Consider the following 14,209-nt stretch of genomic DNA (forward strand, 5'->3'; position numbering starts at 1 on the left):
TCCCTCATGACCACCGAACCTGCCGAACTGCTCGCCCGCTCCCGCTTCTACGGTGCCAAGTCCGAGCCCATTGACGCCGTCGCCGTCGTCGAATCCGCACCCGCGCCCGGCGGCAGGCTGGAGTTGTGGGAGGTCACCCACGGACAGGTGACCGACACGTACCAGATGCTTGTCGACGACTCCGGTGAGGACGTCCTCGGCCGCGAGGACGTGGCCACGGAGTACGGCCGGCTCCTCGCCCGGGGTGAGGCCCCCGGGTTCGGCACCGTGCACGGCACCGCCCCCCTCCGCGAGGGGGACACCGGCCGGGCACTCAAGGGTGAGCAGTCCAACACCTCGCTGCTCTTCACCGACGCGGACGGGTCCGGATCGGTGATGGTCAAGGTGTTCCGCAAGCTCGAGGACGGCCTCAGCCCGGACGTCGAGCTGCTCAGCGAGATCCCGGACTGCCCGAACATCGCGCCGGTGCGTGGATGGATCACCCACGACGGCGTGACCCTGGCGATGGTGCAGGACTTCGTCGCCGGCGGAAGCGACGGCTGGCAGAGCGCCCTCGACGTCGCGGCCGCCGGGGAGTCCTTCGCCGACGAGGCCAGGGAGCTCGGCCGGGCGATGCGCACCGTGCACGAGCACCTCGCCCGGGCATTCGACACCGTGGAGGTTCCCGCCGCGGAGATCGGCGAGCGGCTGTACCGCCAGGCCGAGGAGGCCGCCCGGCGGTTCCCGTCGCTTCTCGAGCACCTGCCCGCCGCGCGGAGCACCTTCGAGAAGCTGGACGGGAACGTGCCTGTCCAGCGAGTGCACGGCGATCTCCACCTCGGTCAGGTGCTGCGCACCGCCGACCGCTACATCCTCATCGACTTCGAGGGCGAGCCCGCCCGGCCGCTGGCGCAGCGCCGGCTGCCGGACAGCCCGCTGCGCGACGTGGCGGGCATGCTGCGCTCGCTCGACTACGCAGCGCATTTCCCCGTCACAGACGGCCCCGGCCTCTCCGACCCGGCCGCGTGGGTAGCCGAGGCCGCTAGCGCGCTGCTCGAGGGTTACGGCACCTCGCCTTCCCCGCTTCTCGACGCATACCTGCTGGACAAGGCGCTCTATGAGGTCGGTTACGAGCTCAACAACCGCCCCGACTGGGCCTGGATCCCCGCCGACGCCGTGCGCCGCATCACCGGCTAGCCGGCAAAAAATTAGTGACTCAGTACACGTCAAGGTAATCTGACCCGGACAATTCACAGCCACTTCCGAACGGGGTATCAGACACCATGTCCACCGCACTCACTTCCGGCGACGCCGGCGCCTCGAGGAAGGGGCACACCGGCATCATCATCGCCACCTCGTTGATGCTGTTCTCCATGTTCTTCGGCGCCGGAAACCTCATCTTCCCGCCCCAGCTCGGCGTCAACGCCGGCGAGAACTTCTGGCCGGCCATCCTCGGCTTCCTCGGCGCCGGCGTCCTCCTGCCGGTCCTGGGCATCATCGCCATCGCCCTCTCGGGCAACAGCGTGAGCGACCTGGCCCGCCGGGCCGGCGTGGTCTTCGGGATCGTCTTCCCCATCCTCGCGTACCTCTCCATCGGCGCGTTCTACGCCCTGCCCCGCACCGGCGCGGTCTCCTTCGAGATTGCCATCACCCCGCTCACCGGCTGGGAGGGGCTCGGCGCCTCGGCGATCTTCAACCTCGTGTTCTTCGGCGTCTCCCTGGTGCTGTCGTGGAACCCGAACACCATCGTCGATTCCCTGGGCAAGTTCCTCACCCCGGTCCTGGTTGTCCTGCTGCTCGTGCTCATCGGCATCTCCATCTTCCGCTTCGACACGATCTCCCGGACCCCCACCGAGGACTTCGTCAGCAACCCCGCCGCCACCGGCCTGCTCGAGGGTTACCTCACCATGGACGCCATCGCCTCGCTGGCGTTTTCCATCGTGGTGATCTCCTCCCTGCGCCACAAGGGCCTTGGCGAGGGTAAGCCGCTGGTCAAGGGCACCATCACCGCCGGCCTCATCGCCGGTGCACTGCTCGCCATGATCTATGTCGGCCTCGGCGTGGTCGGCCGGGTTCTCCCCGGCGCGGAGGACCTCGAGAACGGCGCCGGGATGCTGTCGGTCGCGGCCAACGCCACCATGGGCTTCCCCGGCCAGATTCTCTTCGCCGTCATCGTGCTGCTGGCGTGTCTGACCACGTCGGTGGGCCTGATCACCTCCACCTCGGAGTTCTTCGAGTCCCTCGTCCCGGGCCTGAAGTACCACTTCTGGGTCGTGCTGTTCTCCCTGGCCGCCACCGCGATGGCCACCCTCGGCCTGGAGACGGTGCTCGCCGTCGCAGCCCCGGTCATCGGCTTAATCTACCCGCCGGCGATCACCCTGATCTTCCTGGCGCTGCTGGAGCCCGCCCTGCGCGGCCGGATCCACTTCTACTGGACCTTCCGGATCGCCATCTGGGTCGCCGTCATCTGGTCCGCACTGAGCACCCTGCAGTCCCTGGGTTGGGGCGCCTCGGTCATCGACCCGATCGTGTCCTGGGCTCCCCTGCAGAGCGCGTCGCTGGGCTGGGTCCTCCCGACCGTGATCGGGCTGATCATCGGCCTGATCCTGGACGCCGTGCGCCCGCATGAGCCGGCTCCGGCTCCGGCGGCGACGCCCGAGCGCGAGGCCGCCGCCCTCTAGACGGACGCGGGATTTTACGTAGGGTGGGCTGATCAAGCCCACCCTCTTTCTCGTTTTCTAGGAGCACCGGTACCCATGAGCGACCGTCAGCCACTTTCCCTCATCGATTTCTGCACCATCTACGACGGTGAATCGGCGGGTAGGTCGATGCAGCGGTCGGTGGAGCTCGCCCAGCAGGCGGAGTCCCTCGGGTACTCCCGCATCTGGTACTCCGAGCACCACAACATGGGCAGCATCGCCTCGTCCGTCCCGGCGGTGCTCATCGCCCACATCGCCGCCCACACCTCGACGATTCGGCTCGGCGCCGGCGGCGTCATGCTGCCGAACCACTCCCCCTACGTGGTGGCGGAACAGTTCGGCACCCTCGCCGAGCTGCATCCCGGGCGCATCGATCTCGGCCTCGGCCGCGCCCCCGGCACGGACATGAACACCCTCGGTCGTGCGTTGCGACGAGACCCCCAGGCCGCCGAGCACTTCCCCGAGGACATCCTCGAACTGCACGGCTACCTCTCCGGCAACTCCCGCATCCCCGGCGTCAGGGCCGTCCCCGGCGACGGCACGAACGTGCCCCTCTACATCCTCGGCTCCTCCATGTACGGCGCGTCCCTCGCCGCCCAGCTCGGGCTGCCGTACGTGTTCGCCTCCCACTTCGCCCCCACCCACCTGGAGCAGGCGACGAAGCACTACCGCGAGAACTTCGAGCCCAGCGACGTCCTCGACGAGCCCTACTGCATCGCCGCAGTCAACGTCATCGCGGACGACACCGAGGAAGGCGCGGCCGAGCAGCAGCGCAAGGTGGTGCGTAACCGCGTGCGTTCCATGATCACGCGCACCGGCGCCTCCATCACCGACGCGCAGCTCGACGGTCTGGTGTCGTCCCCGCAGGGTCGCCAGATCGCGGACATGCTGCGTTTCACCGCGGTGGGCACGACGACCCAGGTGAGGGACTACCTGGAAGACTTCGTCAAGCTCGCGGGCGCGGACGAACTGATGATCTCCCCCCAGGGCCCGAGCAACGATCACGCACTGGCGTCGATCCGCCTGCTGGCCGAGGCCTGGGAGCTGGACCCGGCGAAAACCGCCGGAGCGCCGGGCACCTGGAGCTGACCCTCCGCCCCCCGGCCACGTGTGTGGTCAAGAGGATCCTTTAGTACCTACTTCTCCGGCTATCTGAGAAATACTCATTTTTAGCACGGGAAACCTCTATGCTACTTTCTGTAACTATAGAGAGACTGTTCGCGATAATGGGCTTCACCTGCGCGCATGCCGAACACCCGAGTACTGAGGAAATAAGGACACCATCGTGAGTCCCATCCGACCATCACAGCAATACGAGGCCATCGCCGATCATCTGCGCACCGCCATGCGCGAAGGGGAACTCAACCCCGGCGACATCCTCCCCTCCGAGGCGCAGCTCTGCGAGAGCTTCCACTCCTCACGCGGCCCCGTCCGCCAGGCCATGGCCACCCTGCGCAACGAGGGCCTCATCTCCTCCGGCCGCGGTCGCCGCTCCATCGTCCTCGAGGCCGCCGAGACCGAGTCCTTCGACGCGATTCTCTCGGCGACCTCCTGGTTGAGCAGCCACGGCATCGAGCCCGGCTCCCGGACCCTGCTCGTCGCCCGCCAGCCGGCCCCGGCGGACATCGCCGCAAAACTCGAGATCGGGGAGGGCGAGCCGGTGGTCTCCCTGCACCGCCTGCGCCTCGGCGACGGTGAACCCGTGCTCGTCGAGCGCCAGCACTTCCGCATGGAGTACGGCCGCCACATCCTCGGGATGGACACCGACCATGAGTCGATCAACCGGGGGCTGCAGCAGGCCGGACTCAACATCAACAACATCTCCCGCACCCTGAGTGTCATCCCTGCCCCCGACGATGACGCGCAGCTGCTCGAGCTGGAGCAGCCTTCCGCGCTGCTCCAGCTGGAGATGCGCACGTTCACGCACGCGGGAACCCCCGTTGCATGCATGGACTACCGCTACCGGCCCGACCGCATCTCCATGGGAATGAACAACACCAGGGGCAACCCCTCCCCCCTATGGGTGAATGTCCACGTGTGAGGTTATGATCCCTCGCATGATTTTGCGCAAGGCCTTGGCCTGCGCCGTAGGCGCGGTCAGCGTCACGGCGTTGGCGGGTTGCTCGGCGGGTTCGACCGCCACTCAGATCGGACGTGAGCCCGGATCGGGTCTCGTCGTCGCGGCGTCCATCGCCCCCTCGTCGCTCGACTTCACCGCGGCGGGAGGTGCCGCCATCCCCCAGGCGCTGATGGGCAACGTCTACGAGACGTTGGTAACCATCGGCGAGGACGGACAGATCCAGCCGGGTCTGGCCTCGTCCTGGGAGGTGTCCGACGACGGGCTGACCTACACCTTCCAGCTGCGCGAGGGGGTGACGTTCTCCAACGGGGACGCCTTCACCGCCGAGACCGCGGCCTTCTCCGTCACCAACGTGCTGGAGAACTGGACCAACGGGCTGAAGTCGCAGATGGCGGCGGTGGCGTCGGCACGGGCCGTCGATACGCATGTTCTCGAGGTCACGCTGGACCATCCCTCCAGCCGCTGGCTGTGGTCGATGGCCACCCTCACCGGCGCGATGATGACCCCCGGCGGCATGGACGAACTGGCCACCAACCCCGTCGGCACGGGGCCGTACACCGTGGAACGTTTTGTCCCCGGGTCGTCGGTGTCCTACTCGGCGCGGCAGGACTACTGGGCGCAGCCGGCGGACCACGACGCCTCGATCCGTTACTACGCCGACGCCACGAGCTCGGTCAACGCGCTGCGCACCGGGGACGTCGACGTCGTCTTCGGCATGCAGGCCCCCGAGCTGCTGGACACCCTCCCCGACGAGTTCGGCGTCGAGGTGGGAACCACCAACGGCGAGGTTCTGCTGAGCATGAACAACGCCGCAGCCCCCTTCGATGACGTCCGCGTCCGCCGGGCCGTCGCCCACGCCATCGACCGCCAGGCGGTCAGCGACGTGGTGTGGCAGGGCCTGGCCGTGGACACCGGAGGCGCACCCGTCCCGCCGACCGACCCCTGGTACACCGGCGAGAACTACGCCCCCTACGACCCGGAACTCGCCCGCGAACTGCTGCGCGAGGCCGGGTACTCCGAGGAGCACCGCCCCGAGGTGACCATCACCGTGCCGTCGCGTCCCTACACGGAGAACGTCTCGGAACTGGTGTTCTCGCAGCTTCGCGACGTCGGTTTCGACATCAAGCTGGAAACCGCCGAGTTCCCCGCCGTGTGGCTGTCGCAGGTCATGGGCGCGGCGGACTACCAGATGTCCGTGATCTCCCACGCGGAGGCGCGGGACATCCCGACCCTGTTCGGTACACCCGAGGGTTACCTGCGCTTCGACAGCCAGACCGTGCGCGACGACCTCGCTGCCGCGGACTCCGCCGGCTCCCCGGAGGAGCAGACCGCAGCCATGGAGTCGGCCGTCGCCCACATCATGGACGAGGCCGGGGCGCTGACGCTGGTGAACTTCCCCAACATCGTGCTCACCGCACCCGGGGTCACCGGCGTCCAGCCCACCGCGGTCACCGACACCATCGACCTCCGCACGATCGAGAGGAACGGCGAATGACCCTGCCCGCCATCGGACGGGTGCTCCTGCGCTACGTCCTCAGCCTGGCCGTGGCCTCCGTGCTCATCTTCGCCGTCATGCGACTGATCCCGGGCAACCCCGCGCGCATCGCCCTGGGCACCTCCGCCACCGACGCCGCCGTGGCCCAGCTCTCCAGTCAGCTCGGCACCGACCGCCCGCTGCTCACGCAGTACTTCAGCTGGATCGGTGGCCTGCTCACCGGGGACTTCGGCATGTCATTGTCGAGCAAGACCAACGTCACGGCGCTGATCATCGACCGCGCCCAGGTCTCGCTCATCCTCTGCGGCGTGGCCATGATCCTCTCCCTGCTCATCGCCGTCCCGCTGGGCATCCTCACCGCGCGACGCACCGGACACGCCGACAGCACCGTTGTCTCGGCACTGACGCAGCTGGGAATCGCGGTGCCGAGTTTCCTCGCGGCGATCATCGCCATCGCGGTGTTCTCCGTCGGCCTGGGCTGGCTGCCCGCCAGCGGATGGGTGCCGCCGAACGTCGATTTCCCGCGTTTTGTCTCCCACCTCGTCCTCCCGGTGGCGGCGCTGACCCTGGTGCAGGCCTCGATCCTCACCCGCTACGTCCGGGGCGCGGTCCTCGAGGTCATGACCGCCGACCATCTGCGTACCGCCCGGGCCATCGGGCAGTCCCCCCGCGAGGCGCTCTACCGCCACGGCCTGCGCGGCGCGGCCCTTCCCGTGCTCACCGTCACCGGCCTGCAGCTGACCAGCCTCATCGTCGGCGCCGTGGTCATCGAGCAGGTCTTCCTCCTGCCGGGCCTGGGATCCATGCTGCTCAGCGGTGTCTCCACCCGCGACATCCCGGTGGTGCAGACCATCGTCATGCTGCTGGTGCTGTTCACGCTGACGGTCAACCTCGTCGTCGACGTCGCCTACCGCCTCCTCGACCCCCGGCTCCGAAAGGCGACCTCCCGTGCGTAGTGCCTCGCAGCTTTTCCGCCGCCTCCCCGCCACCGGCTGGATCGGCCTCATCATCGTCGGCGTGGTCGTGCTCGCCGCCCTGATCTCCCTGGTGTGGACTCCCTACGACCCCGTTCGTGCCTTCCCCTCCGACGCCCTGGCCCGGCCCGGCGCGCAGCACCTGCTGGGCACGGACCGCTACGGCCGTGACCTGCTCTCGCGGATCATGAAGGGCAGCCAGATCACCCTCTTCGTCGGCCTGGTCGCCGTCACGGTCTCCGCGGTTCTGGGCACCGTGGCCGGCATCGCCGCGGGCATGCGCGGCGGCTGGCCGGCCACCGTGACCATGCGCGGCATGGACATCCTCCTGGCGTTTCCCGCCCTGCTGCTGGCGATCGTCGCGGGCGCCGTCTTCGGCACCTCCACGCTCAACGCGATGATCGCCATCGGCATCGCCGGCATCCCGGCCTTCGCCCGCGTGGCCCGCGCCGGAACGCTCCAGGTGATGACCCAGGACTACATCGACGCCGCCCGCATCTCCCGGGTCCCCGCCCCGGTGATCGCCTGGCGGCACGTCCTGCCCAACATTGCCGGCATGCTCATCGTGCAGGCGACCGTGGCCTTCGCCCTGGCCATCCTCGCCGAGGCGGCCCTGTCCTTCCTCGGCCTGGGCACGCCTCCCCCGGAGCCCTCCTGGGGCCGGATGCTGCAGTCCGCGCAGGCTTCCCTCGGCTCCGCCCCGCTGCTGGCGCTGTGGCCCGGCGCGGCCATCGCCCTGACGGTGCTCGGTTTCAACCTGCTGGGCGACGGTCTCCGCGACGTCCTCGACCCGAGAGGGGTCCGCAATGCTTGAGGTTTCCCTCCTGTCCATCGAGGGCATCCTCCGCGACGTCTCCCTGCACCTGGGCCCGACCTCCCGGCTGGGGCTCATCGGCGAATCCGGCTCGGGCAAGTCCATGACCGCGTTGTCCATCATGGGTCTGCTGCCCCCGGTACTGCGCGCCACCGGCTCCGTCACCTTCGAGGGTGAGGAGATCCTGGGGATCCCCGACCGTCGCATGCGCCGGCTGCGTGGCAGCCGCATGGCCATGGTCTTCCAGGAGCCCATGACCGCGCTCGACCCGCTGATGACGGTGGGCCGCCAGGTGGCCGAGGCGGCGGAGGGGTCGGCGGCGGCCGTCGAGAAGCTTTTCGACGACGTCCAGCTCCCCCGCGAGCGTATGAGCGCCTACCCCCACGAGCTCTCGGGCGGGCAGCGCCAGCGTGTGCTCATCGCCATGGCCATCGCGGGTGATCCCGACGTACTCATCTGCGACGAACCCACGACCGCGCTCGACGTCACGGTCCAGGATCAGATCCTCTCGCTGCTCGAGCGCCTCGCCGAAGAGCGCACCATGGCGCTGCTGTTTGTCACCCACGACCTGGGGGTCATCGCCCGCATGTGCGACGAAGTCGCCGTCATGCGCGACGGCCGCATCGTCGAACACGGCCCGACCGCCACGGTGCTGCGCTCACCCACGCACGAGTACACCCGCGCGCTGGTCGCCGCCTCGCTGCCCGGCGCGCCCGCCCGGGTCCGCGAGACCGGGGAGGACGTCATCGTCATCGACCACGCCTCCCGCGTCTACGGGGAAAGAACGGCGCTTGACGACGTCTCGCTGCACGTGGCCCGCGGCGAGCGCCTCGGCATCGTCGGCGGCTCCGGCTCCGGCAAGACCACCCTGCTCAAGATCATCGCCGGGCTCGACTCCCCCACCTCCGGAACCGCGACGGTGGACGCGGGCGTGCAGATGGTCTTCCAGGACCCGCATTCCTCCCTCAACCCGCGCATGCGGGTGGGCCGCTCCGTCGCGGAGTCCTGCCGCGGCGACCGTGAGCGTGTCCGGGAGGTGCTCGCCGAGGTGGGCCTGCCCACCGACGCCGCCGAGCGTTACCCGCACGAGTTCTCCGGCGGCCAGCGCCAGCGCCTCTCCATCGCCCGCGCCGTCGCGCCGCGCCCGGAGATCCTGCTCGCGGACGAGCCTGTCTCCGCCCTCGACGTCTCCGTGCGTGCGCAGGTGCTCGATGTGCTGGAGGAACTTGTCGAGGACTACGGCCTCACCCTCGTCTTTGTCTCCCACGACCTCTCGGTGGTGCGCCAGGTGTGCTCCACCGTGGTGGTCATGCACGAGGGCCGCATCGTCGAGCACGGACCCACCGAGGAGATCTGGGCAAACCCGCAGCACGAGTACACCCGCACGCTGCTGCAGTCAGTGCCCACCCTCTAGGACCTCGAGCTCGCCGGCGGGGTCGAAGACCAGCTCGACCGACCCGCACAAATCGGCCAGGGCCTTGACCGGCCCGAGCAGCACGTGATCCTCCATCAGCCGGGCGCCCACCGGGCCGTCGGCGGTGTGCAGGGTGACAAAACCCATGCGGGGGATCTGCAGCAGGTTGCCCACGGCCATGGGGACGACCACCCCGCCGCCGGCCCGCATGTCGTCGGTGACGGCGAGGGAGTGGTGCAGGCGGCCGTCGATAAGCGGTGTCTCCGGAAACCAGGAGGCGGGCTTCGGCGGCGTCCGGCGCACGTGGCCGGCGTCGATGCGGAAGTCACCGGTCTCCGCCACGGTGCGGGTGACCGCGGTGGGAAACGGCGCGCGCTCGAGCATCGGCTGCAGCTGCGTGCGCCCGGCATCGATCTCTGCGGCAATCCAGTCGGCGGGAGTCATGGCCGTAGGATAACCGCCATGAACATCGTTGTCGTGGGATCCATCAACGCGGATGTCACCGTCACCGTGGCGCGGCATCCCCGCCCGGGGGAGACGCTGCTGGGCAGCGGAAACCCGGTGACCGCCGGCGGGAAGGGTGCGAACCAGGCGGTGGCTGCCGCGCTGCTCGGAGCGGACGTCGCGCTCGTCGGCGCGGTCGGTCGCGACGCCAATGCCGTGCCCGCGACCGCACGCCTGCGGGAGTCGGGGGTGGACATGAGCGCCGTCGCGCAGACGGACGAGGTCACCGGCATGGCCATGATCACGGTCGCCGATGACGGGGAGAACACCATCATCGTCATCCCCGGTGCCAACGCCACGGTGGACGCGGGCTACGTGGAGTCCCATGCCGGGCTGATCTCGGGGGCCGACATCGTGCTGCTGCAGGGCGAAATCCCCGCCGACGGGTTCGCCGCCGCGATCTCCCTCGCCACCGGCCGGGTCGTGGTCAACCTCGCGCCGGTCATCGACGTCGCCCCCGATGCGCTGCTGCGCGCGGATCCGATCATGGCGAACGAGCACGAGGCCGACCTGATCCTCCGGATGCTCGGTGCCGAGCCGGCCTCCGAGGACCCGTACGATCTGGCGGCGGCGCTGCTGGAAGCGGGGTTTTCGTCGGCGGTTCTCACCCTCGGGGCCGAGGGCGCGCTGGTGGCCGACACCTCCGGAATCGAACCGGTGCCGACCCCGCGCGTGACCGCCGTGGACACCACCGGGGCGGGAGACGCCTTCGCCGGCGCGCTGGTGCACCGCCTGGCGGAGGGCGACACGCTTGTCGACGCCGCGCTCTTCGCCGCCCGGGTCGGCGCGTTCGCCGTCACCCGGCACGGGGCACAGGCGTCCTACCCCGGGCCGGGGGATGTGCTTCCCGCGGTGGAGTGAGCCCGCGCGTTCTCCGCACTCACAAACCCGGCCAAATTGGCTCGGCGAGGCACTCGTTGTGAGTGGCTGGAACGAACAGAGCCTGCGAAAGCGCCCCCACGTTCTACGCACTCACAAACCCAGCCAGATTGGCTCGGCGAGGCACTCGTTGTGAGTGGCTGGAACGAAAGTCCTAGCTGGCGTACCAGCGCGTGAGCACGTTCACGGCGAGGGAGTTCCCGCGCACCAGGCAGTGTTCTTCCGCTCGTTCAACCTGGAAATCGAGGCCGTCGATCACCGCGGCCTCGTGGTCGTTGAGAAAAGCATGCTCATAGGAATCAGATGCCTGCATGACCGACACGGTACTACACGGCTGTAACTTCAGTGGGGGTTCCGGGATCCCGGTCGACCGGCTCGGGCAGCGGGATGCGCCGCATCACCGCCGCGTAGATCGCCCCGGTGATGTTGTGCACGACCGCCGCGACGGCACCGGGCAGCGCGGCCTCCGGGCTGAAGAACCGGCCCGACATCCCCGAGGCCAGTCCCGCGGACTGCGTGCCCACCTCCACGGCGATGGTCCGGTTGGAACGCTCGGGCTGGCGCAGCAACCTGCCCACCCCGTAGCCCAGCGCATACCCCAGGACGTTGTGCAGGATCACGGCCACGAAGACCACGGGACCGACGGCCGTGAGCGCCGCATTGTTCACCGCCACCGCGGGGAAGACGACGCCGCCGATGCCGAGGATGGACACCGCCGGCAGGATCGCGGAGACCTTCTCCACTCCCCGGTCGAAGAACGTGCGGATGAGCAGCCCGCCGATGACGGGCAGCAGCACGGTCTGGAGCAGCGACCAGGCCATGGCGCCGGCGTTGACGTCGGTCTGTGCGCCCGCCAGCGCCAGCATGAGCATCGGGGTGACGATGGGTGAGAGGACCGTCGATACGCTGGTCATGGTCACGGAAAGCGCGACGTCGCCACGCGCGAGGAAGGTGATGACATTCGAGGACGTGCCGCCCGGCACCGAACCCAGCATGAGCAGTCCGACCGCAAGTGCCTCGTTGAGCCCCAGCACCCGGGCGACGAACACCGCGCCCAGCGGCATGATGGTGAACTGCAGGATCACCCCGAGCAGCACCGGCCAGGGCCTGCGCGCAACGTCCTGAAAGTCCGGAAGGGTCAGCGTCAGGCCCATGGCGAACATGATCACCATGAGGAAGTACGTGATGTACTGCGACATGGGCACGAACGGGGCGGGGAAGAAAAATGCGATGGCCGCGCCGATGAGGATGAACGCGGGAAACGCCAGTACGGACAGCAGCGCCGATCCGGCGGAGGGGTTCTCGGACGACATGAGGCGCGACGCTCGCTTCCTGGAGGGGGGCGGGAGAGTGGCCCTCACCCTAGTTACCCGTGAGCCAGCTCATACAACCGGGTGAAGATCGCTTCCCCGTCCCGGCGCAGCCCGTCGTGCTGGTGCTCCCCCGACTCCCAGACCCGCAGGTCCTGGAAGTGCGCTGCCGTGTCCAGCGAGAGCTCTCGGGGCACGAAGATGTCGACGGTGTACACCGCGGCCGCGCACACCGCGTCCGAGGTGGCCAGCACGGACAGGTCGTAGGGCGCGGCCCAGTCCTCCACCTCGGCCAGCTCGTGGGCCGCGGCGGCGAAGGGCCGCAGCGCGGGATCCTCCTCGAACTGCCAGGGGAAGATGTGCTCGCCGGTGAGGTAGCTGCCGGATTCGGCGAACTCGGGGAACTCCTCCCGGACGCGGTGCGCGGACCATGCGGTCGGCCCCGGCACGAGTCCGCCGTAGATGGATTCGTGGATGACGGCGTACAGGGGCGCGGCCTCGAAGCTCAGGCGGGTGGACAGCTCGGCCAGGAAGTCACCCCGCAGCTGCCCGCCCGGATGGAAGGGCTCCTCCAGCAGCGCGGCCAGCGCGGCGAACCCGGTCGCGCGCCCCAGCTCGATCCCGATGGTGCGAAAGCGCCGCGAACTCAGCACCTCTCCGGTGGGCAGCTTCTCGACGCCCGTGTCCAGCCGTTCGATCACCCGGGCAATCTGCTCCTCCGCCCACGGATAGGCACGGTAGAACTCGCGGTGACGGTGTGCCAGCTTGGTGTAGCTCGCCCGGTAGACGTCGTCGATTCCGCACCCGGTGGCCGGCAGCCCGCCCGTGAAGTAGGCGTGGCCGATGGCCTCGGGGTGACGCGAGAGGTAGGCGGTGATGCAGAAGCCGCCAAAGGACTGGCCGAGCACGTCCCACTGCTCCACGCCGAGGTGTCGGCGCAGGTCCTCGGCGTCGGCGACGATGTGCGGGGCTCCGAGAAGTCGCAGGTGGGCGGCGTCGACAGGCGAGAAACGATCGATCCGGCCCGACCTTCCCGTGCCGCGCTGATCCAGCAGCACCACGCGGTAGTGACGCAGCGCAGCCTTGAGCCAACCGTCGATCTCCAGGGGGCGCGGCGCGGGGAATCCCGGGCCGCCCTGGAGATAGAGAAGGAAGGGCAGCGAGTCATCCAGCGAGACCTCGCGGGCGTAAATGTCCAGGGTGTCGGAGGCGGGGTCGGAGCGGTCCCAGGGGACGGTGAAATGATGATCGCGGAACATGAACCCCGATGATGCCCGTATCCTTGCTGCATGAGCAACCTTCTGGAAAACGGCGCCCTGACCATCTCCGACAATGGCGCGCATGTCGTGCGTGCCGACACCTCCACCGGCGACCTCCTCTACCTCTCCTCGACTACCGAGCGCGGCGACGGCGTGGCCATCCGCGGCGGCGTGCCCCTCATCGCGCCGTGGTTCGGCACCTACCTCGGCGAGCAGCAGCACGGCTGGGCCCGGCGGGAGGCCTGGAACGTCGAGCCTATCGACGGCGGTTTCCACGCCATCCTCGAGCGCGACGAGATCGTCTTCGGGCTCGACGCCATCGGCGGCGACGATGAGCTGCGCCTGCGCCTGACCCTGGAGAGCACCGCGGACGAGTCCAAGCGAGTGCAGTTCGCCTTCCACCCCTACTTCGCGGTGTCCGACATCGACGACGTGAGCATCGAGGGCCTGGACGGCCTGGGCATGGTCGACCGGGTCGACGGCGCGAACGAGAAGGTCGACGGCGACATCACCTTCGACGGCATCTACGACTCGATCATCCTGGGCACGCCCGAGGTGCGCATCGTCACCCCGGAGCGCACGCTGACCATCACCTCCGACGGTGCCGACTCCACCGTGGTGTGGAACCCAGGCCAGTCCAAGGCCGACAGCATGGAGGACATCGGGCCCAACGAGTGGCGCAAGTTCGTCTGCGTGGAGCCCGCCATGCTCGGCGCGGACCAGGAGGGGGTCATGCTCTCCCCCGGTGAGATCAACACCCTGGAGATGGTGGTCAAGGCCTCGGCCAACTGACTTCCGGAAT

The 14,209-nt window shown here is 68.9% G+C and carries 14 protein-coding genes; 10 read left to right on the forward strand and 4 right to left on the reverse strand.

What is annotated here, in order from left to right; translation table 11 throughout:
* Window positions 1-6: 6 nt before the first annotated feature.
* The 8 genes from CDOO_RS10010 (at window position 7) to CDOO_RS10045 (ending at window position 9,455) form a co-directional block, all read left to right on the forward strand.
* Window positions 7-1,176, forward strand: coding sequence for a phosphotransferase (locus tag CDOO_RS10010; protein WP_018020710.1), 1,170 nt, complete (start codon window positions 7-9; stop codon window positions 1,174-1,176).
* A gap of 86 nt (window positions 1,177-1,262) precedes the next feature.
* Window positions 1,263-2,660 (forward strand): branched-chain amino acid transport system II carrier protein, encoded by a 1,398-nt coding sequence (brnQ, locus tag CDOO_RS10015; RefSeq protein ID WP_018020709.1) that lies wholly within the window; start codon window positions 1,263-1,265, stop codon window positions 2,658-2,660.
* Window positions 2,661-2,735: 75 nt separating this feature from the next.
* Entirely contained in the window at window positions 2,736-3,767 is a 1,032-nt protein-coding gene (locus CDOO_RS10020; RefSeq protein ID WP_018020708.1) for an LLM class flavin-dependent oxidoreductase, read from the forward strand.
* Between the two features lie 196 nt (window positions 3,768-3,963).
* Entirely contained in the window at window positions 3,964-4,719 is a 756-nt protein-coding gene (locus tag CDOO_RS10025; protein WP_018020707.1) for a GntR family transcriptional regulator, read from the forward strand.
* Window positions 4,720-4,735: 16 nt separating this feature from the next.
* Window positions 4,736-6,253: an ABC transporter substrate-binding protein gene (locus tag CDOO_RS10030; protein ID WP_018020706.1), complete on the forward strand. Its 1,518-nt coding sequence runs from the start codon at window positions 4,736-4,738 to the stop codon at window positions 6,251-6,253.
* Window positions 6,250-7,209 carry an ABC transporter permease gene (locus CDOO_RS10035; protein WP_018020705.1) on the forward strand — a complete coding sequence of 320 codons (960 nt, stop codon included), beginning with the start codon at window positions 6,250-6,252 and terminating at the stop codon, window positions 7,207-7,209. Before CDOO_RS10030 ends, CDOO_RS10035 begins: the two co-directional genes overlap by 4 nt.
* Window positions 7,202-8,041: an ABC transporter permease gene (locus tag CDOO_RS10040; RefSeq protein ID WP_018020704.1), complete on the forward strand. Its 840-nt coding sequence runs from the start codon at window positions 7,202-7,204 to the stop codon at window positions 8,039-8,041. The genes CDOO_RS10035 and CDOO_RS10040 overlap by 8 nt, the downstream gene beginning before the upstream one ends.
* A complete protein-coding gene (locus tag CDOO_RS10045) occupies window positions 8,034-9,455 on the forward strand; it encodes an ATP-binding cassette domain-containing protein (RefSeq protein ID WP_018020703.1) in 1,422 nt (473 codons plus the stop codon). The genes CDOO_RS10040 and CDOO_RS10045 overlap by 8 nt, the downstream gene beginning before the upstream one ends.
* Here the strand turns inward: CDOO_RS10045 and CDOO_RS10050 are convergent.
* Window positions 9,438-9,899 carry a hypothetical protein gene (locus tag CDOO_RS10050; protein ID WP_018020702.1) on the reverse strand — a complete coding sequence of 154 codons (462 nt, stop codon included), beginning with the start codon at window positions 9,897-9,899 and terminating at the stop codon, window positions 9,438-9,440. The two genes, CDOO_RS10045 and CDOO_RS10050, sit on opposite strands and share 18 nt — an antisense overlap.
* Window positions 9,900-9,917: 18 nt before the next feature.
* On the opposite strand from CDOO_RS10050, the gene CDOO_RS10055 reads away from it, so the two are divergent.
* The gene (locus CDOO_RS10055) at window positions 9,918-10,820 is read left to right on the forward strand and encodes a ribokinase (RefSeq protein ID WP_018020701.1); all 903 of its coding nucleotides are present in this window, start codon (window positions 9,918-9,920) and stop codon (window positions 10,818-10,820) included.
* Window positions 10,821-10,992: 172 nt separating this feature from the next.
* Here CDOO_RS10055 and CDOO_RS13990 read toward each other — a convergent pair whose 3' ends face one another.
* From CDOO_RS13990 to CDOO_RS10065, 3 genes are read right to left on the reverse strand one after another with little or no spacing between them, the layout of a single operon-like run.
* A complete protein-coding gene (locus tag CDOO_RS13990) occupies window positions 10,993-11,151 on the reverse strand; it encodes a hypothetical protein (RefSeq protein ID WP_018020700.1) in 159 nt (52 codons plus the stop codon).
* A 13-nt stretch (window positions 11,152-11,164) separates the two neighbouring features.
* Window positions 11,165-12,151, reverse strand: a complete 987-nt coding sequence (locus CDOO_RS10060) for a bile acid:sodium symporter family protein (RefSeq protein WP_018020699.1) — start codon at window positions 12,149-12,151, stop codon at window positions 11,165-11,167.
* A gap of 53 nt (window positions 12,152-12,204) precedes the next feature.
* A complete protein-coding gene (locus tag CDOO_RS10065; RefSeq protein ID WP_018020698.1) occupies window positions 12,205-13,407 on the reverse strand; it encodes an alpha/beta fold hydrolase in 1,203 nt (400 codons plus the stop codon).
* A gap of 30 nt (window positions 13,408-13,437) precedes the next feature.
* Between CDOO_RS10065 and CDOO_RS10070 the strand changes: the two genes are divergently transcribed.
* Window positions 13,438-14,199: an aldose epimerase family protein gene (locus tag CDOO_RS10070; protein WP_018020697.1), complete on the forward strand. Its 762-nt coding sequence runs from the start codon at window positions 13,438-13,440 to the stop codon at window positions 14,197-14,199.
* Window positions 14,200-14,209: the final 10 nt, after the last annotated feature.

The sequence above is a fragment of the Corynebacterium doosanense CAU 212 = DSM 45436 genome, from assembly GCF_000767055.1.
Classification (GTDB): Bacteria; Actinomycetota; Actinomycetes; order Mycobacteriales; family Mycobacteriaceae; genus Corynebacterium; species Corynebacterium doosanense.

Excerpts from the sequence above, each read along its gene's own strand:
- CDOO_RS10060 (WP_018020699.1), bottom strand. The coding sequence starts at position 12,151 with ATGTCGTCCGAGAACCCCTCCGCCGGATCGGCGCTGCTGTCCGTACTG.
- CDOO_RS10070 (WP_018020697.1), top strand. The coding sequence starts at position 13,438 with ATGAGCAACCTTCTGGAAAACGGCGCCCTGACCATCTCCGACAATGGC.
- CDOO_RS10020 (WP_018020708.1), top strand. The coding sequence starts at position 2,736 with ATGAGCGACCGTCAGCCACTTTCCCTCATCGATTTCTGCACCATCTAC.
- CDOO_RS13990 (WP_018020700.1), bottom strand. The coding sequence starts at position 11,151 with ATGCAGGCATCTGATTCCTATGAGCATGCTTTTCTCAACGACCACGAG.
- CDOO_RS10055 (WP_018020701.1), top strand. The coding sequence starts at position 9,918 with ATGAACATCGTTGTCGTGGGATCCATCAACGCGGATGTCACCGTCACC.
- CDOO_RS10050 (WP_018020702.1), bottom strand. The coding sequence starts at position 9,899 with ATGACTCCCGCCGACTGGATTGCCGCAGAGATCGATGCCGGGCGCACG.
- CDOO_RS10065 (WP_018020698.1), bottom strand. The coding sequence starts at position 13,407 with ATGTTCCGCGATCATCATTTCACCGTCCCCTGGGACCGCTCCGACCCC.
- CDOO_RS10030 (WP_018020706.1), top strand. The coding sequence starts at position 4,736 with ATGATTTTGCGCAAGGCCTTGGCCTGCGCCGTAGGCGCGGTCAGCGTC.
- CDOO_RS10045 (WP_018020703.1), top strand. The coding sequence starts at position 8,034 with ATGCTTGAGGTTTCCCTCCTGTCCATCGAGGGCATCCTCCGCGACGTC.
- CDOO_RS10035 (WP_018020705.1), top strand. The coding sequence starts at position 6,250 with ATGACCCTGCCCGCCATCGGACGGGTGCTCCTGCGCTACGTCCTCAGC.
- CDOO_RS10010 (WP_018020710.1), top strand. The coding sequence starts at position 7 with ATGACCACCGAACCTGCCGAACTGCTCGCCCGCTCCCGCTTCTACGGT.
- brnQ (WP_018020709.1), top strand. The coding sequence starts at position 1,263 with ATGTCCACCGCACTCACTTCCGGCGACGCCGGCGCCTCGAGGAAGGGG.